Here is a 21,893-nt window from a genome sequence, read left to right as displayed (position 1 = left end):
CTATTTATTTGAGTAATTCGGCCATCGCAATGACATTTTTAGCCATTTCGCCCAGGGTAATATTTCTGTCCATCGCCAGTTTTCTGAGTGTGTGATAGGCAACGTTTTCGGTAAAATTTTGGGTTTTCATCAAAATCGTTTTGGCGCGGTCAATTTGTTTTCGACTTTCAAGTTGGCTACGTGCCTCTTCCAAAGCCTCTTTTAACAACTGGAGCTGATTAAATTTTGCCATTGCCACCTGGATGATGCTGTTAATACGGACACCGGTTAAGCCATCGATAATCAAAACACTGACTTCGGCGTTGATGACCTTATTAATGGTGTCGCCGCAGCAGTGGTTGGCAAACATAATGACAGGGAGCGGCTTATACTGGTGGAAACTGTACAGGCTGCTGATCAGAGGGTCTGAGGGTGTGTCGAGATTAAAAATAATGACATCCGGATCATGCGCTTTGGCCAATGTTAAAAAGCTGGCACCGCCCTGTACCTTTAAAAAATCATAGCCACATTTGACGAGCGCTTTTTCCAATAAGGTGCTGTTCACGTTATTTTCGACTAATAAAATATTCAGCATGTGTTTAGTGTGTTCTGAGAGGCGTGTGACTACTGTTCCTTGTCCTTTGCTTCAGCCAAGGCGTATCCGGCATTACCGGGTGCTACAACAGAGACGAATACAAACGGCTCTGAAGCCCTGTTTTTTGCACCATGCACTTGGCCAGGCGTAGCAACTGCAATGTCGTGCGTTGTAATACTGTATGCAAGGCCGTCACCTGCAAAATAGTCGGCCATGCCAGAAAGCACCGTCCAGGTATCTTGGCCGTAAGGATGGATATGGGCTGGAATTTCTTGCCCTGTTTGCACATGCCAAACAACAATAATTGACTCTGGGGTTTCGAGCACAACCGAACGTATCGGTTCGCCTTCTGATGGCTGAATATAGTCTGCGACAGGTAGTATTCTTGCTTCGATAACCATAACGTATTCGGGTTTTTGGTTTGTGTGATGTTTTAAAAAAAGATGCATCCTTGCATCATATCGACATCCAGTCTTCACAGGAGAGGTACAACTTTAGCAACATAAAAACAATAGATAATGCAAAAACACAGTTGTGCTGATTATCCCAGTCACTCCTCTTTTTAAAAAAAAGATGCATCCTTGCATCCATTGACATCCTGTCAATACGGAGGGTATAGCTGAGGCAAATCAAGAAACAGATATTCGTTACATAAAAAAACACACTATCCTTGTAGTTAGTAAAGCAAATATAATGCCAATATTTTATTTCTTCTCTATAAAATAAAATATTGCATTTATTAATAATAACTTACAGATATTCACTGGTTGCTAATCAAGTTATACGAGTCACCAAGCTGCATTATCCTTGTGCGTGTTGGCTTTAAAATGCACCAATTTAGGATTTTAAGGAAACCTTAATAAATCGCACTGATTTGATGCGGCTATGCACAATAATCCCGCTTTATTTTAAAAAAAATGGATGTTTTGAATTGTCGTTATGAATGTTTTTAATAAAAAATGCTATTATAAATAGCAAGATACATTTATTTATAGTTTGTTTTTAATATTGGCACTTATATTGCTTAAAATAATATATGGGTATGAGATAAAAGTCTCATACGATGAAGATGTATTTTAGGTCTCATTATTTAATTTGATGGTTTATGACAGAGTTTCATGCAGCAGTCATATTGAGCGTGTAAGCTTTGAATCAATTCAAATGATAAGACTATCTATCAAGGAGAAAACCATGCTAAGCGACTACCTAACTTTGTTATCTGTATTTGACTATCACGTACTGTGGCCGACACTGCCGCCCGAAACCTGGGTAGCAATGCTGTTGTTAACTACTTTCATCTTATTGGTTACTGCTGAGTTACATGTACCACGCGAAAAACTGAGTAAGAAAAACCTAAAGCATTCGTATCTTACCAACATGGGGCTGTTTTTAATTAACAGTGTCGTGATGTCTTTGTTGTCGGTAACTTCGTTGTTTTTGTTAGCGAAACATTATGCTGATCGAGGTTTACTGAGTGATATGTCTAGCCCGGCATTAAAAGCCTTGCTGTCATTGTTGGCGCTGGATTTGCTATTGTACGTCTGGCACAGGATTTGTCATCGCTACGATTGCTTGTGGATGTTTCATAAAGTACACCACAGCGATGCCGCACTCAACGTCACTACCGCGTTTCGGACACATTTTTTAGAGGTGCTGTTAACTAACCTTTTCAAGGCTATTGGCATTGTCTTGCTCGGTATTGAAGAAATGACGGTATTGATCAGTGAGGCTATTAGCACGTTGTTTATTATGTTTCATCACACCAACATTCGTTTTAACGCTGAAATTTGGCTCGGAAAAGTTGTGATTGTGCCTTATTTACACCGTGCCCATCACTCCACCTTGCGCAGTGAACACGATAGTAACTACGGTGCGGTATTATCGGTGTGGGACAGTCTGTTTGGCTCGCGTACCGAAGCCAGTCCAGCAGCCATAGGCATTAAGGGTTATGCGCCGCTAAGTGTTATGGGCTTGATAAGAGATGGTTTGACAATGACAACACCTATGTCAAAACCTGTGGTAATAGCCACATCGTTGGTTATTGCAATTAAGCCTACTGTGCTGGAACACATGATTGCTGAAGCAGCCTATTATAAAGCTGAAAAGCGCGGTTTTAGTCCTGGTGACGATATGAATGATTGGCTGGAAGCCAAGAAAGACATTATTACCAAAATCTATGGTGCTAGGCCGGTTAACAATGGCGTAGTGGCTTATTTTTCAAAGACAGTCCAGCAGATATGAAGAACATATCCCGCAAGATGACGAGTCTTTGAGATTCGTCATCTGTGCAATTTGTGAATATGCGGTTTAGCGCTTTACAACACCGCAAGCACTTCTAGCGCCAGAATCACCTGTCGCTAAAGTTGTTGCATCAGCGCCGGTTACTGGTGGTGTGGCGATAGGTGTTTGAGTATATCTAGCGGCTGGAGTGTTTGCATAGTTGTCAGCATCGGCATGTATAATAACAGCACTGCCATCCGCATCGAAAAGATCCTTGATTTTAAAACGATCTGTTTTAAAAACGGTTTTTACTTTACTGTTTTGGTTTACTAACAAAACGGGAAAATCACCACTGTGATTCTGATGATTAGAAGGCACATTCAAATCCCGTTTAAAATGCCCCATGGCTGAAGCGAAAGGCGCTGTTGCTGGAATTGTGTTTGCAACCACGCATTGCCCTACGGCATGAATATGAAAACCATGAAATCCTGCGGGCAGCTTAGCAACATCAACCTTAATTTCCACACCGTCGTTATGTTGAGTAAACTCTACTTTGCCTAAAGCAACACCGTCTTTATTGTAAATATTTGCTTTAGCTGAATTATATTGATTAGAAGCCTGTGCGGTTGCACACAAGGCGCTGATTACTAAAGAAAGAATGTATTTTTTCATGATAAAACCTCAGTGTTTGAAAATTAGTATTTCTCGGTTAATCTGACTTATTAGCGCATCCTTTTCAGATACAAAAATCCATACTCTCAGATTATTTGTAACATACTTTAGGCTATTTTAATAGTTGTTATCGGCGCTAAAATCACTGGCTTTTAGGGTATTTTACGGCTGTTCATTTAAGCTGAGATGGATTTTACTTGAAATAAGTTAACCAATTTCAATAATGCAGTGCGCCATGTGTCGGGAGTTGTTAGCGTCACCTAATTTGCACCGTCACATCGCAGGCATTATGATTAGAAATACGGTATATGCGATCTATATTCGCTGCATAGTTAACGCTAACATTGCCAATTTTTTACAAAAATACATAAACTTTTTAATATTTTACGTAATATAAACTACACTTTAATTTCAGTTAAAAAATATTAATACTTTAATAATTACACACAATACTCGATTCTAATTACAACTTTGAGCAGTGTTTATCCTAGGCCAGCTATCCCGATAACCTCCGTATTAGGTGCGCATAAGTCTTTTAAAGGCGTTTATCCGCCAATAGCGTCGGTATTGGATGTTAAATACCAATGTATGCCACTCAGTGGTCGATACGCTCTTGCATTGGCATTAGAGCATATTGGTTTACGGCCAGACGATGCTGTATTGCTACCTGCTTATCATTGTGAAGCCATGATTGCGCCGGTTAAATGCTTGTGTGCAACACCGGTGTTTTATGCAATTAATCCAGACACATCCATTAAACTGGATGATGTGAAGCACAAAATTACACCGCAGATCAAAGTTATTGTTGTGACGCATTATTTTGGTTTTATTCAAGATTTAACAGCTATCAGAGCGCTGTGCGATCAACACGGCATTAAGTTGATTGAAGACTGTGCCCACGCATTTTTTGGCCGTTATAAAAATCAACGTGTTGGCAAAGTGGGGGATTATGCGATTGCCAGTACGATGAAGTTTTTACCTGTCTATGAAGGTGGGCTTTTATGTTCTGAAACTATTAATTTAACCGATGTTAAAGTGACAGTGCCTGGTATCAGTTTTCAACTAAAATCGTTGATTAATAGCATTGAAAAAAGTATTGCATATAAGCGACTGGGTATTGTTGGAAAATGTTTAAAAGTTTTGTTAGGTTTAAAAAATACTGTCTGGATGACGCTAAAAAAATTACGCCCGTCATCGGGTGTAAGCCAAGGGCCTTCGTCATCCGATGGCGGTTATGGATTAGACGAGGCATGGGTACATAAAGGCATTTCATTGTTTTCTCGGCTTATTATTAGCCAATACGCTTTAAATGATTCAGCGTATCGACGCCGAGAAATCTACCAGAAATTACACGCAGCACTCGCACCATTACCTAATAGTCGTGCTTTATTTGAAAGCTTACCCGATCAAATAGTTCCCTGGGTTTATCCGCTGTACGTTGACTATCCGCAGCAATCTTTCATCGAGCTTAAAATGCAGGGTATTCCTATTTGGCGCTTTGGGGAGTTTTTAGATGCACAGATTAACGTGCAAGTGTGTTCGGTTAGCATAGATTACAGTCGGCATATTTTTCAATTTCCGTGTCATCAATCGTTAACCGATCAAGAAGTTGATTGGATGATTGCTTGCATAGCGCACACGCTAAGCAAGGAAGTCTAATGCATTGGAAATTTTATCCACTGACAGATTTTATTTGGCATCAAGTCAGTTGGGATAAACTCAATGTACAAGCCAGACAAACTACCTTATTAAGCACAGACTTTGTGATTCCATTGTTAGCGTATTTTAGTACTAGCGCCGATCGTCTGGCTATTTGCGGCAATGCCAGTGATCCGGCGGCAATGGCAATTATCACCAAGCGCAAATTTGGTGTGTGGGAAACACTGCAACCCTCACAAGCGCCGCTTGGCTTATGGCTGCAAAAACGTGACGTATCAACCGCTTTATTAATGGCGCAATTACTCAAGTGTTTGCCTTTTTCAACTTTATTATTTGGCATTACCCAGCAAGATCCTGACTTATTAGCTCGCCCCGAAAACCAAGATAAATTAACGACACTCAATTATATTCAGACGGCGCGGGTTATTGTTGCGGGCAATTTTGACGATTATTGGCAGCAACGTGGCAAAAATTTGCGGCAAAATTTAAAGCGTCAACGCAATCGATTAGAGCGAGAAACAACGAAAATTACGTTAAAAATAATAACCTCGATAGAACAAATATCACAAGCGATTATCGAATACGGAAAGTTAGAGTCGGCAGGTTGGAAAAATGTCGGCGGTACTGCTATTCATATTGATAATAACCAAGGTAAATTTTATCGTGATATGTTGATCAATTTTTGTCGGCATGATGATGCGTTAGTTTTCCAATATTATTATGATGACCGGCTGGTCGCTATTGATTTGTGCATTAAAGATAGTCAAAGTTTAGTTATTTTAAAAACCACTTATGATGAAGCTATTACCACATCGTCGCCTGCGATGTTAATGCGGCAAGATGCATTTGAGTATATTTTTAATAGTCACTTGGTTAAAAATATTGAATTTTATGGCAAAGTTATGGATTGGCATACCAAATGGAGTGATGAATTTCGTTATCTTTATCATATAAATTATCGTATGCTTTAAAAAACTATCAGTTTTTATAAAATTACCATTATTTTATATCTCTATTTTTAGATAAATAATTTATACACTTATTGACGTTAAACAATTTATTTTAATTTTTAAGTGTAATAAATGAAGATTATTTATCTGAAAATCGATATAAGAATTTTTATTATAAGTCGTGTTATAAAACAATAAATGCAACGAAAAAATAAAATATTTAACGGTGCAATACTGACAGTAGCCATGCGCTGGTCAGATAGGTTAATTGGTTTTGTGAGTATGATAATACTTGCAAGGTTACTTATCCCTGCTGATTTTGGTATTGTATCAATGGCGTCATTAGTAGTAGGTTTTATTGATGTATTGCTGGATCTGGGTGTTGCTCAGGTGCTGATACATAAAAAAAATCCAGATAAAGATGATTACAATACCGCATGGACATTACGCTTATTGCAAGCCAGTCTGGCAAGTCTTATTGTCTTTATGACAGCGCCGCTTATATCCGTTTATTTTAATAATCCGGCTATTGAAAAAGTACTTCAGGTAATGTCTGCTACTATTATTATCGGTGGTTTAGAAAATATTGGTATTATAACATTTCAAAAAGACATGCAGTTTAGTCGTGATTTTAAGTTTTTTTTTTGCAAACGATTGATAGGGTTTTTAGTTACTTTAAGTGTTGCTTATCTTTTAAAATCTTATTGGGCAATGGTATTGGGTTCAATGGCAGGGCGCATTAGTGGTGTTATATTAAGTTATAACATGCATACTTTTAGACCTCGAATTTGTTTGTTGCGTATTAAAGAGATATGGTCATTTTCGCAATGGATATTATTTAAAAATATTGGTATCTATTTTGATACCCGTATGGATAGTTTATGTGTAGGGCGTAGTTTAGATGCTACTATGTTAGGAGGCTATACGGTTGCTGCTGAAATTTCATCGTTACCAACCACAGAGTTACTTTCACCATTGGGGCGCGTTTTATTTCCTGCTTTTGTGGAAAAGCGAGATGACCCTAAGGCTTTTTCTGAGCGTGTTGCATTAGCCTTAGGTGTGCAAAGTTTGGTTGCAATACCGGCAAGTTTAGGGCTAATGTTTGTTGCCTATGATATTGTGTTTTTATTATTAGGTGAAAAATGGTTATTTGTTGTTCCTGTTATTAAAATTATGTCACTCAGTCATTTAGTGGGCACGTTGGCTCATTCCAGTGGTTACGCATTATTGGCTTTAGGTAAAGTAAAAACACAGGCTTTAATTATTTGGTTTCAAGCTATTTTATATGTGGGTATCGTGTTTTATTTTGATGTTTATGCCGATGCACAATATTTTGCGATAATACGATTTATAGTTATTACAGCAGGGTCTGTTTTATTAATTGGCGTTATTTTATTTAAAATTCGTATACTAAGTGCATCTGTATTTTTTTTATCTTTAATAAGACCTATTTTTGCAGCTGCCATTATGATAATAGTATTAATCTCATTAGATAGCATTATTACTAATGAGCTGAATTTATTAAATTCATTTTATCCGGTTAGCACCAAATTTATACCTGTTACTCGTTTATTATTAGAAATAATAATAGGGATTTGCATTTATAGTGCTACTATTATAATAACATGGCTATTAGTGCGTCGCCCTGAAGGAGCGGAGACTTACTTAATAAAAAATATTTTATATAAAAGAAAATTACATTAAAATATATTCTAAAGGTTCACATGATTTCAGTACTTAATAAATTCTATAATAAAATAATTAATATATTTAATAATAAAACTGAAGTGAAAAAATACTGCTGTATTTGCCATAGTAATGTTAGTGAATTTTCTTGTTACAGAGGTGGTTGGAAAGCACAACCAATACTCATGTCTATACTTGATATCGTTGGCAGTGATGTTGATAATTTCTCATGCCCTTTATGTGGATCGCATGATAGAGAGCGGCATCTTTATTTGTATTTAGAGAAGCTAGAAATCGTTAATAAATTAGCAGGTGCAAAAATTCTGCATTTCGCCCCAGAAAAAAGACTTTCAAAAATAATTAACGAGTTTAAACCTTTGAATTATGTAAAAGCTGATTTGTTTCCAACGGAACTAGATATTGAAAAAATAGATATGACAAATATACCTTATGAGTCTGAAACATTTGATTTTGTTATTGCTAATCATGTGCTAGAACATATTCCAGATGATTTCAAAGCCTTATCAGAATTAATACGTGTTTTAAAAAGTGGTGGTATTGTCATATTGCAAACACCATTCAGTTCAAAGCTAAAATCAACTTTTGAAGATTCAGGTATAGACAATGATTTATTACGCCTTCAAGTATATGGCCAAGAAGATCACGTTCGCTTATACGGCTTAGATATTTTCGATCGCTTTACTTCGGTAGGTTTCGTAGCTGATTTAAAACATCACGAATCGACACTTTCAGACATAGATCCAATTTACTACGGCGTAAATGCTCAGGAACCACTTTTTCTTTTCAGGAAAAAATCATGTGTTGGATAAATTGATTAATACAGTATGTATTTTCAAAAATTAATGAGATTTTAAATGAAACCAGTTTATGTTACACAACCCCATTTACCTCCACTGAATGACTTTATTCCCTATCTGGAAAAAATTTGGGACAGTAAAATTTTAACAAACGGGGGGCCATTTCACCAACAACTGGAGCAGGAACTGTGTGAGCATCTTGGTGTGAAGCATGTTGCGCTTTTCACTAATGGAACCATCGCCTTATTAACTGCCTTGCAGGCATTACGAATTACCGGCGAAGTTATTACAACACCTTATTCTTTTGTTGCAACTGCACATTCACTCCTTTGGAATGGTATTAAACCTGTTTTTGTAGACATAGATTCTAAGACACTTAATCTGGATCCCGATAAAATAGAATCCGCCATCACGCCTCAAACAACTGCTATTTTAGCGGTACATTGCTACGGGCAACCTTGTGATGTTGAGCGCATTCAAAAAATTGCTGACAATTATGGATTAAAAGTTATATACGATGCTGCACACGCCTTTGGTGTTCAATTTAAAAACGAAAGCATTCTTAATCATGGCGATTTATCAGTTTTAAGTTTTCATGCAACTAAAGTATTTAATACTTTTGAAGGCGGCGCTATTATTTGTCCAGATGCAAAAATAAAGCAGCGTATCGATCATTTAAAAAACTTTGGTTTTGTTGATGAAGTCACCGTAGTAGCACCAGGCATTAATGGAAAAATGAGTGAAATCATCTCAGCTTTTGGCTTATTGCAACTCAAAAATATTGATGACGCATTGCAAAAGCGCAAAGCTATAGATGAGCGTTACAGAAGCGCATTAAAAAATATTAAAGGTATTCAGTATTTATCAAATAGTCTTGAAAATACAGCCAATTATTCTTATTTCCCTATTTTAGTAAACGCAGAATATCCATTGTACCGTGACGTATTATTTCAGAAATTAAGAGATAACAATATTTATGCACGTCGCTATTTTTATCCATTAATAAGTGACTTTCCTATGTACAGAGGTTTACCATCTGCTGTTGTATCTAATTTACCTGTTGCGCAAAAAATATCCAATGAAGTCATCTGCTTACCTATTTATCCAGACTTACCTTTTGAAAAAGTTGATTATATTATTCAATTAATAGTAGATGAAATCACATCTTGAAATAGTAATTTTTCTTAAAAATATATACTCTATAAAATACAATGAGCTTTTTAACGACGCAAGAATTACTTAAAATAGGGTTTTCTTCCTGTGGCAGCAATGTTTTAATATCAAAGCTTGCTTCAATTTATGGCGCAGAAAAAATTAATATAGGTTCCAATGTCAGAATAGATGATTTTTGTATTTTGTCAGCAGGTGACGGAGGTATTTATTTAGGAAATCATGTTCATATTGCTTGCTATTCCAGCTTAATAGGCCAAGGTCGTATTACTCTTGAAGATTTTTCAAATGTTTCTTCGCGTGTTTCTATTTATTCAAGCAGTGATGATTATTCTGGTAAAAAACTAACTAACCCAACAATATCTGAAAACTATAAAAATGTCACTCATGGCCCAGTTATTTTAAAACGTCACACTATTATTGGCAGTGGTTCTGTTATCTTACCTCATATTATATTAAATGAGGGTTGTGCAATTGGAGCATTATCTTTAGTTAATAGTGACTGTGAAGAATTTAGCATTTATGCTGGTATTCCCGCCAAAAAAATTAAAAATCGCAGCAAAAAATTACTTGATATTGAAAAGGAATTTTTAAATGCCCAGTGATTTTTCGCCAAAACTCAGTGTTTGCATGATTACCTATAATCATGCCCAGTATATTGAACAAGCGATCGAAAGCGTTTTAGCACAGACAGCCAATTTTAGTATTGAGCTAGTTATTGGAGAAGATGCCAGTACTGATGAAACCGCCACTAAAATACAACAATTTAAAAATGCTACTGGCATTAGAATTAAAGCCAGATTAAATAATACAAATTTGGGTATGCTAGCCAATTTTACCAAGACATTATCAGAATGTGACGGTACTTATATTGCCTTATTAGAAGGTGATGATTTCTGGACACAGCCTTTAAAATTACAACAGCAAGTCGATTTTTTAGAATCAAATCCAGAATTTTCCATGTGTTACCACCCTGTTCAAGTGTTACGCAATCATAAACTGGAATCTGACACGTTAACACTTGATGCTCCAGAAATTAGCAGTATAAAAGATTTAGCCAAAGGAAATTTTATGCATACCTGCTCTGTTGTTTTTAGGGCGGGATTATTCGTCGAATTTCCTGCCAGTTTTTTTTCGTCATCGGTTGGTGATTATTTTTTCCATATGCTCAATGCACGCTATGGTTATATTAAACGACTTTCTGAGAATATGGCTGTTTACAGAATTCACGAGGGGGGAGTCTGGTCATCACAAGACAATGTGGATTTAAAAATACTTAATTATCTGGATGCTATGATAGGCTGCTTCGATTCGGAAATTAATCAATTATTAAGGGATCGTTATCAAAAAATTGCCTACAAATCGTTTTACAACCGGATCCATGAAGAGGGTTTTGAAGAGCGCTTATTAAAATGCATGAAACACGGATCAAATAATTTTTCTAACGAGATAAAAGAATTACTGCGCTGGGATAAAAAATCACATCATTCCTACTTCATAAGATTATTTAAAAAAATGTTTTATTAGTCAAGTAATCTATAATTACTCCTATAAAAATGCCAATAAAGATTGGATTTATACTGTTATCAAATTCAAAAAATCCCATCCCCAGCACACGCATAGCGGTGTTAAATATGCTGCCTTTTTTGCGAGCTGCTAACTTTGAGCCGCACATTGTGTTTGAACCGGAGTATGGCAATGAAACACCGCAACTTGATGGTTTGATGTCTCGTATCGTGTTGGAAGATTTTCAAATTATTTATTTTCAAAAAATACACGGCTCTAGTGCAGAAAATCTTGCCCAACAACTTTCTGTATTAGGGATTAAAACCGTGTACGGTGTGTGTGATTTGGTAAATGAGGCGATGGTCAGGGCAACCGATATAACTCTTGTGGTCACCGATTACCTTAAGAGCCTATACCCTCAAGCACTGCAAGCCAAAATCAGTGTTGTTCATGATGGAATTGAGCATCCGGAACACCACAAAATAAGCTATAATCCAACGTACGGTTCTCGTAATAAGCCACTGCATGCCGTACTGGTGACCTCTTCGTCTTTGGATAAATTACCTATATTAAACAGCATCCCCAATTGGTTGAAAATTTCTATTGTTGGACGCTATCCACCTGCCGAGCAGATACTACAAAACTTACAAGCAATGCGTTGGCAATTTTTGGCAAAGCCAAATACAGCTTTGCGCATAGAGTATCTTCAGTTTTTAGCGCATCGCCGCATTGCCCGCATTGCTTGGCATCCTACTCAGGTTTACAAAATCCTCCAGCAGGCTGATATAGGTATTATCCCAATAGATACTACAGCAACGACTGAGCAGTCGCCTCCTGCGTGGCAAATTAAGTCTGAAAACAGATTAACCATGAAAATGTGCGTTGGCTTGCCGGTAATTGCGACACCCATCCCGGCTTATGAACCGGTTATAAGACAAGGTAAAAATGGTTTTTTAGCGCATTCAATACGAGAATGGCATGATTGTTTGGATAGTTTGCGTGATCCTCTGGCAAGAAAAGATATGGGTGAACTTGCACGCGACTCTGTGCTGATTAAATATTCTAAACAAGAGCAAGCTAAGCACTTAATTATAGTTTTAAATCAGCTACTTTTAAAAAGTAGCTTTTAAAAATCACATAGCATTCAATTTGGCATAAGCCAGCATTAGCCACTTAATTCCTGCCTGCTTAAAATTAATCTGCACCCGTTCTTGTTCACCCGCGCCTTCGGTTTGCAGAATGACACCTTCACCAAATTTAATATGGCTGACTCGCTGCCCCAAACAGTATTGGCCTTGCGCTTGCAAGGGTGCTGAATAAGTTTTAACGGCGGTAACAGGGCGACTTACCTCAGCACGCAAGCGCACTTCCTGAACACACTCCGATGGAATCTCCCGTAAAAACCGTGACGGTCTGGGATAGCTTTCCCGGCCGTATAAGCGCCTGGATTCTGCATAGCTTACGTACAAATACTGCATGGCGCGGGTAATGCCTACGTAACATAAGCGACGCTCTTCTTGCAAGCGTCCGGCATCATCCAGCGATTGCTGGGAGGGAAACAAGCCCTCTTCCAGCCCGACTAAAAATACCAGCTTAAATTCCAAACCTTTGGCTGAATGCAAGGTCATCAACTGTACGCAATCTTCAAAATCATCGGCTTGCATATCGCCAGCTTCTAAAGAGGCATACGCCAAAAACATATCCAGTTCACTTAAGTTTTCCATGCCTTCCAGGGTGCTGTCAAAATCAAACAGCCGTGCCGCATTGACTAACTCGTGTAAGTTTTCGACTTTTTCATCGCCTTTATCAGCTTTTTCCTTGCTGTGAAAATCTAACAAACCGGTTTTTTCCACTACCAGTTGCACTTTTTCGAATAGCTCCAAGTCCTCTGCCAGTTGATCGAGGTGTTTAATCAATTGAGCAAAACTTGCCAAGGCATTACTGGCGCGGGCGCTGAGTTGGCCTTGCTCCACACATAACAGCATGGCTGCCCACAGTGATATGCCCTGATCACGGGCAACCTGGCGAATATCATCAACGGTTTTTGCCCCGATACCGCGTGTCGGCGTGTTGATAATACGTTCAAACGAGGCATCGTCATGACGGTTGGTAACCATCCGTAAATAGGCGAGGGCATTTTTAATTTCTGCGCGTTCAAAAAACCGCAAGCCACCGTATACGCGGTACGGAATCGCCGCCGTCATCAAGCGTTCTTCAAATTGCCGCGATTGTGCGTTAGAACGGTACAAAATGGCGACATCGTTGTGCTTGCCGCCGTCTTTCAGCCAAGATCGAATACGCTCCACCACAAAATAGGCTTCATCTTGTTCATTAAAAGCAGCATATAACGCAATCGGGTCGCCATCGGCGGATGCCGTCCACAAGGCTTTGCCCATGCGGCCTTCGTTATTGGCCACCACCGCGTTGGCGGCTTTAAGAATAAAGCCGGTCGAGCGGTAATTTTGTTCCAGCTTGATAATTTGATGGTCAGGGTAATGCTTTTGAAAGCTAAAAATATTTTCAACTTTAGCGCCGCGCCAACCGTAAATGGATTGGTCGTCATCACCGACCACAAAAATATCATCGCGGCCTTGGGTTAATAAGCGCAACCATGCGTATTGCACAGTATTGGTATCTTGAAACTCATCAACCAACACATGCCGGAAGCGTTGCTGATAAAACGCCAATACATCGGGGTTGTCGCGCAGTAATTCGTGGGCACGTAGCAACAGTTCGCCAAAATCGACCAGCCCTGAACGCTCGCACAGCGCTTCATAGGCCTGGTAGATTTTAAGCTGATTTTGCTGGTACAAATCGTAACCCGCCACGCAATGTTTGGCACGAATGCCTTCATCTTTTTGGCCGTTGATATACCACTGCACTTGCCGTGGCGGCCATTTGTCTTCATCCAGGTTTAAGCCCGCCAGCAAACGTTTAATCAAGCGCAGTTGATCTGAAGTGTCCATTACCTGGAACGTATCGGGTAAGTTGGCTTGCTTGGCGTGGCTGCGTAACAAGCGGTGCGCCAAGCCGTGAAACGTGCCGATCCACATGGCACGCGCCGACACCTGTAGTAAATCTTCAATTCGGCCACGCATTTCTTTGGCGGCTTTATTGGTAAACGTTACCGCTAAAATGCTGTGCATAGAAGTCCCCATCACCTGAATTTGCCAGGCAATACGGTGTACTAAAACCCGTGTTTTACCGCTGCCAGCACCCGCCAGCACCAACACGGAGTGCGCGGGGGTGGTAACCGCTTGGCACTGCGCATCATTTAACGTGCTGATGAGGGCGGTTACGGCGTTATTGTGCGCGACATTGGTCGCCAGTGTAGTTTCACTGCTCACGGATGTTTGTACCTCACTCTAAACTAATTTTAATAATTCACTGGAAATAAAAGATTATTTAACGATGATGGTTACGTCTTATCATCTGGGTGGTATAACAATAATTAACCTATACCGTGTAATATTGCTTATAAATTTAACCGTTCACTTTACCACTAACGATGGCTTCGTGATACTATCGTCGGTTTGACGCAAGTGCGGTTTCCATATATCATTATCAAGTTATGTTATCTCGATTACCTAAATATATAGAACCTTTGCAGCTCGCCGATAAGCGGGGTGAATTAAAAGGGCACATACCTGTCAGCGATTTAGATCGCTTAAGTGGTTTACTGGCGGCTGATACAGGCGAGGTAACGGTTGAGCTTTATTTTAGCCGTGAGGCGCGTTTGCCCAGAATTGAAGGCGAACTAAACACAGTTTTGCATTTGCAATGCCAAAATTGTTTGCTGCCAGTGATTTGGCCGGTTAAACACCGTGTAAAACTGGGTATTGTAAAAACCATAGAACAAGCCAACAGATTACCGGAAGATATTGAGCCTTTGTTGCTCGAAGGTGACACGGTACATCTTAAAGATATTATCGAAGATGAATTATTGCTGACATTACCCGCGTATCCTAAGCACCAACATGATTGTCTTGCCTTACTTGCAGATATTAGCCATACGGATGCGCCGATACAAAGCAAGCCATCGCAAAAAACCAATCCTTTTTCCATTTTAGCTAACTTAAAAAATACTGGAGATTTAAATGGCAGTTCCAAAAAGTAAAATATCGCGTTCAAGACGTGGTCAACGTCGGTCACACGATGCTTTAACCGCAAAAACCTTATCGCAAGATGCGATTACTGGCGAAACGCATTTGCGTCATCATATGACACCTGATGGCTTCTTCAAAGGTCGTCAAATTGTTGTTAAAGGCGATGACGAATAAACGTCATTGCTTAGCTTTAGAATGATAGACTGCCGAATCAACTCTGATTCGGCCTCTTTATAAAAACAATTCAGGAGTCATTCGTCAGCGTGAGCCTAACAATTTCGATTGATGCAATGGGCGGAGATATTGGCCCAGAAGTGACCATACCCGCATCACTGGACTGCTTAAAAGACAGCGCAGAACTTAAACTCATCTTGGTTGGTGATGAAACAGTTATCCAGCAGCATTTGTCACAATTCTCTGTTGACTATCAAGATCGCTTGGTAATCCGGCATACCTCTCAACGCGTTGAAATGGATGAGTCGCCTGCCAAGGCATTGAAAAACAAAAAAGACTCTTCTATGCGTGTCGCTATTAATTTAGTGCATGAAGGGGTGGCGGATGCCTGCGTCAGTGCAGGCAACACTGGCGCATTAATGGCCACCGCACGTTTCGTACTCAAAATGATCCCTGGCGTTGATCGCCCAGCTATTATTTCAATTTTACCGTCTACGTTTGGCCATACTCATGTCCTTGACTTAGGCGCTAACGTCGATTGTACTGCCGAACATTTGTTTCAATTTGCCGTCATGGGTGCTGAATTAGTCAAAGCAGTGGATAATATTGAAAACCCTAAAGTGGGTTTGCTGAACATTGGCGAAGAAGATGTCAAAGGCAATGAGCAAGTAAAAGCGGCAGCCAAATTGCTGGAAAATTCGCATTTAAACTACATTGGTTATGTGGAAGGCAATTCCCTGAATGCGGGTACCATTAAAGTGGATTTGATTGTCGCAGATGGTTTTGTCGGCAATGTGGCATTAAAATCCATTGAAGGGGCGGCTAAAATGATCAGCACCGCACTGAAAACGGCATTTTCTAAAAATCTGCTCACTAAATTAGTCGGCTTAATTGCTTACCCAGTATTAAAATCGTTCAAAGATCGCATTGATCCGCGCTTATATAACGGTGCTAGTTTTCTAGGTTTGCGAGGACTTGTTATTAAAAGCCACGGCGGCGCAGACATTTTAGCCTTTAAAACCGCGATAAAATTGGCTGAAATTGAAGTTGAAAAAGATGTGATCCGCAAAATCAGCGAACAAATTGAAAAAACTTTGGCGCTAAGGAACATTGCATGACCCGTTATTCAAAAGTCATCGGTACTGGCGGGTATTTACCGGAAGAAATCCGTACTAATGCTGATATTTCACAGACGGTTGATACCTCGGATAGTTGGATTTTTGAGCGTACCGGTATTAAAAGTCGCCGCATTGCCGCCGCGCATGAAACCGCTTCCAGTATGGGCGAAGCCGCTGCCAGACAAGCCTTAGCGATGGCAGATATTGATCCTGAACAGATTGATATGATTATTGTCGCCACCGGCACACCGGATCGGGTTTACCCTAGCACCGGTTGCTTATTGCAAAAACGTTTGGGCATTAAAAATTGTGTGGCGTTTGATGTGCAAGCTGCCTGTTCTGGGGCTATTTTTGCCTTGAGTATTGCCGATCAATACATTAAATCGGGCATGGTCAAAACCGTGTTGATCGTCGGTGCAGAACTGTGCTCGCGCATTACCGACTGGACAGATCGGGGCACTTGTATTTTATTTGGCGATGGCGCGGGCGCGGTGGTATTGGCCGCTAGCGATAAGCCGGGCATATTATCTACTCATATTCATTCCGACGGCGAGTTTGAAGACCTGTTGTTTTGCCCTAATCCGCAGGCGGCCAGTGCTGAAAATAGCGCTGAAGCCGGTTACATTCAAATGCGTGGTAATGAAGTGTTCAAGGTGGCCGTTAACACATTAGGCCGCATTGTTGATGAAACCTTAGATGCTAATCAGCTGGAGAAATCCGATGTCGACTGGTTAGTACCGCATCAAGCTAATATTCGCATTTTAGCGGCGACCGCCAAAAAATTAAATATGTCGATGGAGCAGGTGATTGTTACGCTGGAAGGCCAAGGCAACACTTCATCAGCATCGGTATTGCTGGCCTTTAATGAAGGTGTGCGCGATGGCCGTATACAACGCGGACACATTGTGTTGCTGGAAGCTTTTGGTGCAGGCTTCACTTGGGGTTCTGCGTTAATTCGATACTAAATATAGCCATGACTCATACACATAATAATCTCGCATTCGTTTTTCCAGGACAAGGTTCGCAGTCAGTCGGTATGATCACCGACCTGGCGAACAACTACCCTGAAGTACGCCAACTGTTTACCATAGCTTCTGATGTATTGAGCAAAGACCTGTGGCAGATAGTGACACAAGGCCCTGAAACCGAATTAAACCAAACCTATAATACCCAGCCTGCCTTATTAGCAGCCGGTGTTGCGTTATGGAAAATCTGGTGCAAACACAGCACGGTGCGCCCTGCGTGGCTTGCAGGCCATAGTTTAGGTGAATACACTGCCTTAGTGTGTGCTAACGCGCTGTCTTTTGAAGACGGCATTAAGCTGGTTGCACAGCGAGGATTGTTGATGCAAGCCGCCGTGCCTGCTGGTGTCGGTGCAATGGCCGCTATTTTGGGTTTGAATGACGCACAGATTATTGACATTTGTGCAGCGGCCGCTGAAGATGAAGTGGTGTCTGCGGTTAATTTTAACTCGCCAGGTCAAGTGGTTATTGCCGGCAACACAGCCGCTGTAGAACGTGCCATGTTAGCGTGCAAAGCGGCTGGTGCTAAACGTACCGTGCCGTTGCCGGTTAGTGTGCCGTCACATTGCGCTTTAATGCTACCTGCGGCCGAGCAACTTGATAGCTATCTACAAAATACTGTCTTTAATGTGCCTGACATTCCATTGCTACACAATGTCGATGTGATGACGCATGCTGACCCTGTGGCGATCCGTAGCGCATTAAAACAGCAGCTGTATCAACCAGTACGCTGGGTCGATAGCGTTAAATGGATGGCAGAACACGGCGTAACCCGCTTTGTAGAGTGTGGGCCAGGTAAAGTACTCATCGGTCTTAACAAACGCATTGTTAAAGAAGCCGAGCATTACACTTTTTATGACAGCGAAACTTTAAATACGACAATGGAGCAACTGCATGACTAAAAAAGTCGCTTTGGTAACCGGCGCAAGTCGCGGTATTGGCAAAGCCATTGCCGAAAGACTGGCCGATGATGGTTTTTTTGTGTTGGGCACAGCCACATCTGACAGTGGCGCTGAAGCTATTTCAGCGTATTTGAGTGCTAATGGCGCTGGTTTAAAGCTGGATGTTGCCGATGCTGAATCGGTTGCTGAGCTTATTAAAACCATTACCGATACCTACGGCACACCGGCGGTATTAGTTAACAATGCAGGCATAACCCGCGATAATCTATTGATGCGCATGAAAGATACGGAATGGGACGATATTATCAATACCAACCTAAGCTCGGTGTTTCGCATGAGCAAAGCGGTATTACGCGGCATGATGAAAGCTAAAACCGGTCGCATTATTAATATTTCATCGGTAGTTGGCTCTACCGGTAACGCAGGCCAGGCCAATTATGCCGCTGCCAAAGCCGGTATGATAGGCTTTACCAAATCAATGGCCAAGGAAGTCGGCTCACGCAATATTACTGTCAACACGGTCGCCCCTGGTTTTATCGATACTGATATGACCAAAGAGTTAAGTGACGACATTAAAACTACCTTGTTAGCCGCTATTCCGCTGGCACGGTTAGGACAAGCAAATGAAATTGCGCACGCAGTTTCATTTTTAGCCTCTGAAGGTGCAGCTTACATTACAGGTGAAACCCTGCATGTTAACGGTGGCATGTTCATGCCTTAATAGTGTGACATTGTTGCAATATCAAGTATAATTCCCCCGCCGTCTGGGATTGCCAGTGACGGGGTTTCTAGTAAAACTAATGATAATACCCTTGTGAGTGTCGCGTTAACGCTGATTAAGCTTGCATTGTTTGAGGATAATAATTATGAGTAATGTTGAAGAACGAGTAAAAAAGATTGTTGCAGAGCAATTAGGCGTAAAACCAGAAGATATGGTTAATGCGAACGACTCCTCTTTTGTAGATGATCTGGGTGCCGATTCATTAGACACTGTTGAACTCGTTATGGCGCTTGAAGAAGAGTTTGAATGCGAAATTCCAGACGATGAAGCTGAGAAAATAACCACTGTTCAGCAAGCCATTGATTATGTAACAAAAAACGCATCTTGAGTTGAAAGTTTAGTGGATGAATTTTTTCATCCACTAACCGTAACACCCTCTTTCTCAATTCTCTTTTATTTGTTTTTCCTACGGTACATTACATTGAGTAAACGTCGAGTTGTAATAACTGGATTAGGGGCGGTGACCCCACTGGCTAATACGGTTGCAGAAACTTGGGATGGTATTGTCAATGGTAGAAGCGGTATAAGCGCGATAGATTCCTTTGATATTTCTCCTTTCGCCAGCACCTTTGGCGGTGTTATCAGAAACCTGGATATCAGCCAATACATTTCTGAAAAAGATGCTAAACGCATGGATGGCTTTATTCATTACGGTATTGCAGCTGGTTGTCAGGCACTTGATGATTCAGGCTTAGAAATCACCGAAGCCAATGCTGAACGTATCGGTGTTGCTATAGGTGCAGGTATAGGCGGTGTTACTGGTATTGAAGAGTGTTACGCAACCTATGAAAAAGGTGGGCCACGTAGAATTTCACCGTTTTTTGTGCCTGGAAACATCATCAACATGATTTCCGGTAATTTATCGATTAAATACGGTTTAAAAGGCCCCAATTTTGCCATTGTTACCGCCTGCACAACCGGTACGCACAATATTGGTGATGCTCTGCGTATAATCCAATACGGTGATGCGGATGTGATGGTAGCCGGTGGTGCTGAACGCTGTACCTCGTCGCCTACTGCGATGGGTGGTTTTGCCTCCGCTAAAGCCTTGTCGCGCCGTAATGATAATCCACAAGCGGCTAGTCGTCCGTGGGATAGAGACCGCGATGGTTTTGTATTAAGTGATGGCGCAGGGGTTGTTGTGCTAGAGGAACTGGAACACGCTAAAGCCCGTGGCGCTAAAATTTACGCAGAAGTTATCGGTTACGGCATGAGCGGCGATGCGTATCATATTACTAGCCCCGCGCCCGGTGGTGAAGGTGCTGCACGCTGTATGCGTAATGCCATGCGCGATGCACAATTAAATCCAGAAAATATCGACTACATTAACGCGCACGGTACCTCAACACCCGCAGGTGATGTTGGCGAAACCCAAGCTATGAAAGCCGCATTAGGTGAGCATGCGTATAAAGTTGCGGTAAGTTCGACAAAGTCTATGCTTGGTCATATGTTGGGTGCTGCGGGCGGTATTGAAGCTGTTTTGACAGTGCTAAGTATTAAAAATCAAATTGCCCCACCAACGATTAATATGGAAAATCAAGATCCACAATGCGATCTCGATTTTGTGCCTAATGTTGCAAGACCGATGAAAATTGATATCGCCATGTCTAATTCCTTTGGTTTTGGTGGCACTAACGGCACGTTAATCTTTAAGCGTTACTTATAAATACATGCCCAAAGTCGCCTCGCGTTATGCTGCTGGTCAACGGTGAGGCCAAGGATTATATTCCGGTTACTGATCGCGGCTTACAATACGGGGACGGCTTATTTGAAACCATTGAAGTACGAGGTGGTAAGCCGGTATTTTTAAAGCAGCATCTGGCTCGCTTACAACAAGGTTGTCTTAGGCTGCATATCCCAGTACCTAGTGCCCAACACATCGGCTGCGAAATCGTAGCACTTCTTGAACACTCTGATCACGTAACTTGGCAATCCAGCGATTGCGTCTTAAAAATTATCGTCACACGCGGTTCTGGTGGGCGCGGTTATCGTCCGCCTGACAGTGTTGAACCCACGCGCATCATCAGTTTACACCCTTCCCCTGATTATCCCTCCAGTTATCAACTGCACGGTATTAACGCCCGTTTTTGCCAGACACGCTTAGGCTTAAATCCATTATTAGCGGGCATAAAACATTTAAATCGTTTAGAACAGGTTATAGCGCGTGCAGAATGGAGTACTCTTGATATTCAGGAGGGCATTATGCTGGACATTAATAATCACATTATCGAAGGCACGATGAGCAATATATTCTTTAGCAAAGACGGCATATTGCATACACCGGTATTGTCGCATTCAGGCATTTCTGGCATCGTTCGTAACCTTGTCTTTACATTAGCTTACCGCCATCACATTACTATTTGTGAGCATTTCTTTGATAAAGAAATGCTATTATCAGCCGACGAAATATTTGTCACTAACTCAATTATTGGTATATGGCCGATAAAGCAGCTCGAAACAACCGTTTTTCGTATAGGTTCATTAACACAACAACTGCAAGTGTGGCTAGATCAACTCAAAAAAGAATAGGATGCG

General features: G+C 40.9%; 22 protein-coding genes. 18 read left to right on the top strand and 4 right to left on the bottom strand.

Annotated elements, in window-relative coordinates; translation table 11 throughout:
• Positions 1-4 precede the first annotated feature (4 nt).
• The gene (locus CRENPOLYSF2_RS03820; RefSeq protein WP_087142632.1) at positions 5-574 is read right to left on the bottom strand and encodes an ANTAR domain-containing response regulator; all 570 of its coding nucleotides are present in this window, start codon (positions 572-574) and stop codon (positions 5-7) included.
• A gap of 29 nt (positions 575-603) precedes the next feature.
• A complete protein-coding gene (locus tag CRENPOLYSF2_RS03815; protein WP_087142644.1) occupies positions 604-975 on the bottom strand; it encodes a cupin domain-containing protein in 372 nt (123 codons plus the stop codon).
• A 790-nt stretch (positions 976-1,765) separates the two neighbouring features.
• On the opposite strand from CRENPOLYSF2_RS03815, the gene CRENPOLYSF2_RS03810 reads away from it, so the two are divergent.
• Positions 1,766-2,815 (top strand): sterol desaturase family protein, encoded by a 1,050-nt coding sequence (locus CRENPOLYSF2_RS03810; RefSeq protein ID WP_176371018.1) that lies wholly within the window; start codon positions 1,766-1,768, stop codon positions 2,813-2,815.
• Positions 2,816-2,881: 66 nt separating this feature from the next.
• On the opposite strand, the gene CRENPOLYSF2_RS03805 is transcribed toward CRENPOLYSF2_RS03810, so the two are convergent.
• Positions 2,882-3,466 (bottom strand): superoxide dismutase family protein, encoded by a 585-nt coding sequence (locus CRENPOLYSF2_RS03805; protein ID WP_087142630.1) that lies wholly within the window; start codon positions 3,464-3,466, stop codon positions 2,882-2,884.
• A 471-nt stretch (positions 3,467-3,937) separates the two neighbouring features.
• On the opposite strand from CRENPOLYSF2_RS03805, the gene CRENPOLYSF2_RS03800 reads away from it, so the two are divergent.
• The 8 genes from CRENPOLYSF2_RS03800 to CRENPOLYSF2_RS03765 all read left to right on the top strand — a co-directional run bounded on the left by CRENPOLYSF2_RS03800 (position 3,938) and on the right by CRENPOLYSF2_RS03765 (position 12,385).
• On the top strand, positions 3,938-5,125 hold the full coding sequence (locus CRENPOLYSF2_RS03800) for an aminotransferase class V-fold PLP-dependent enzyme (RefSeq protein WP_140396782.1): 1,188 nt from the start codon (positions 3,938-3,940) through the stop codon (positions 5,123-5,125).
• The gene (locus tag CRENPOLYSF2_RS03795; protein ID WP_087142628.1) at positions 5,125-6,096 is read left to right on the top strand and encodes a GNAT family N-acetyltransferase; all 972 of its coding nucleotides are present in this window, start codon (positions 5,125-5,127) and stop codon (positions 6,094-6,096) included. The genes CRENPOLYSF2_RS03800 and CRENPOLYSF2_RS03795 overlap by 1 nt, the downstream gene beginning before the upstream one ends.
• Positions 6,097-6,273: 177 nt before the next feature.
• Positions 6,274-7,779 (top strand): lipopolysaccharide biosynthesis protein, encoded by a 1,506-nt coding sequence (locus tag CRENPOLYSF2_RS03790; protein ID WP_087142627.1) that lies wholly within the window; start codon positions 6,274-6,276, stop codon positions 7,777-7,779.
• Between the two features lie 20 nt (positions 7,780-7,799).
• Entirely contained in the window at positions 7,800-8,591 is a 792-nt protein-coding gene (locus CRENPOLYSF2_RS03785) for a class I SAM-dependent methyltransferase (RefSeq protein WP_087142626.1), read from the top strand.
• Positions 8,592-8,636: 45 nt separating this feature from the next.
• The gene (vioA, locus tag CRENPOLYSF2_RS03780) at positions 8,637-9,749 is read left to right on the top strand and encodes a dTDP-4-amino-4,6-dideoxy-D-glucose aminotransferase VioA (protein ID WP_087142625.1); all 1,113 of its coding nucleotides are present in this window, start codon (positions 8,637-8,639) and stop codon (positions 9,747-9,749) included.
• A gap of 41 nt (positions 9,750-9,790) precedes the next feature.
• Positions 9,791-10,354, top strand: a complete 564-nt coding sequence (locus tag CRENPOLYSF2_RS03775) for an acyltransferase (RefSeq protein ID WP_087142624.1) — start codon at positions 9,791-9,793, stop codon at positions 10,352-10,354.
• Between the two features lie 25 nt (positions 10,355-10,379).
• Entirely contained in the window at positions 10,380-11,276 is an 897-nt protein-coding gene (locus CRENPOLYSF2_RS03770; RefSeq protein WP_176371017.1) for a glycosyltransferase, read from the top strand.
• A 107-nt stretch (positions 11,277-11,383) separates the two neighbouring features.
• Positions 11,384-12,385, top strand: coding sequence for a glycosyltransferase family protein (locus CRENPOLYSF2_RS03765; RefSeq protein ID WP_087142622.1), 1,002 nt, complete (start codon positions 11,384-11,386; stop codon positions 12,383-12,385).
• Between the two features lie 3 nt (positions 12,386-12,388).
• Here CRENPOLYSF2_RS03765 and uvrD read toward each other — a convergent pair whose 3' ends face one another.
• Positions 12,389-14,602: a DNA helicase II gene (gene uvrD / locus CRENPOLYSF2_RS03760; protein WP_245807885.1), complete on the bottom strand. Its 2,214-nt coding sequence runs from the start codon at positions 14,600-14,602 to the stop codon at positions 12,389-12,391.
• 224 nt (positions 14,603-14,826) lie between these two features.
• On the opposite strand from uvrD, the gene CRENPOLYSF2_RS03755 reads away from it, so the two are divergent.
• From CRENPOLYSF2_RS03755 to pabC, 9 genes are all read left to right on the top strand, one after another.
• Positions 14,827-15,372 carry a YceD family protein gene (locus CRENPOLYSF2_RS03755; RefSeq protein WP_087142621.1) on the top strand — a complete coding sequence of 182 codons (546 nt, stop codon included), beginning with the start codon at positions 14,827-14,829 and terminating at the stop codon, positions 15,370-15,372.
• Positions 15,353-15,535 (top strand): 50S ribosomal protein L32, encoded by a 183-nt coding sequence (gene rpmF / locus CRENPOLYSF2_RS03750; protein ID WP_087142620.1) that lies wholly within the window; start codon positions 15,353-15,355, stop codon positions 15,533-15,535. The genes CRENPOLYSF2_RS03755 and rpmF overlap by 20 nt, the downstream gene beginning before the upstream one ends.
• A gap of 89 nt (positions 15,536-15,624) precedes the next feature.
• Positions 15,625-16,653, top strand: a complete 1,029-nt coding sequence (plsX, locus tag CRENPOLYSF2_RS03745) for a phosphate acyltransferase PlsX (protein WP_087142619.1) — start codon at positions 15,625-15,627, stop codon at positions 16,651-16,653.
• Positions 16,650-17,618, top strand: coding sequence for a beta-ketoacyl-ACP synthase III (locus tag CRENPOLYSF2_RS03740; protein WP_087142618.1), 969 nt, complete (start codon positions 16,650-16,652; stop codon positions 17,616-17,618). Before plsX ends, CRENPOLYSF2_RS03740 begins: the two co-directional genes overlap by 4 nt.
• Positions 17,619-17,626: 8 nt before the next feature.
• Positions 17,627-18,577, top strand: coding sequence for an ACP S-malonyltransferase (fabD, locus tag CRENPOLYSF2_RS03735; RefSeq protein WP_087142617.1), 951 nt, complete (start codon positions 17,627-17,629; stop codon positions 18,575-18,577).
• Positions 18,570-19,298 (top strand): 3-oxoacyl-ACP reductase FabG, encoded by a 729-nt coding sequence (gene fabG / locus CRENPOLYSF2_RS03730; protein WP_087142616.1) that lies wholly within the window; start codon positions 18,570-18,572, stop codon positions 19,296-19,298. The genes fabD and fabG overlap by 8 nt, the downstream gene beginning before the upstream one ends.
• Before the next feature lie 145 nt (positions 19,299-19,443).
• Positions 19,444-19,686: an acyl carrier protein gene (acpP, locus tag CRENPOLYSF2_RS03725; protein ID WP_087142615.1), complete on the top strand. Its 243-nt coding sequence runs from the start codon at positions 19,444-19,446 to the stop codon at positions 19,684-19,686.
• 93 nt (positions 19,687-19,779) lie between these two features.
• Complete coding sequence (gene fabF / locus CRENPOLYSF2_RS03720) at positions 19,780-21,024, top strand: beta-ketoacyl-ACP synthase II (protein ID WP_087142614.1); 1,245 nt, start codon at positions 19,780-19,782, stop codon at positions 21,022-21,024.
• 26 nt (positions 21,025-21,050) lie between these two features.
• The gene (pabC, locus tag CRENPOLYSF2_RS03715) at positions 21,051-21,887 is read left to right on the top strand and encodes an aminodeoxychorismate lyase (protein WP_087142613.1); all 837 of its coding nucleotides are present in this window, start codon (positions 21,051-21,053) and stop codon (positions 21,885-21,887) included.
• The last annotated feature ends 6 nt before the right edge of the window (positions 21,888-21,893 follow it).

It is taken from the genome of Crenothrix polyspora (assembly GCF_900163755.1).
GTDB classification, from domain to species: domain Bacteria; phylum Pseudomonadota; class Gammaproteobacteria; order Methylococcales; family Methylomonadaceae; genus Crenothrix; species Crenothrix polyspora.
The sequence above is the reverse complement of the archived record's forward strand: the minus strand, read 5'-3'. Positions and strand labels throughout refer to the sequence as shown.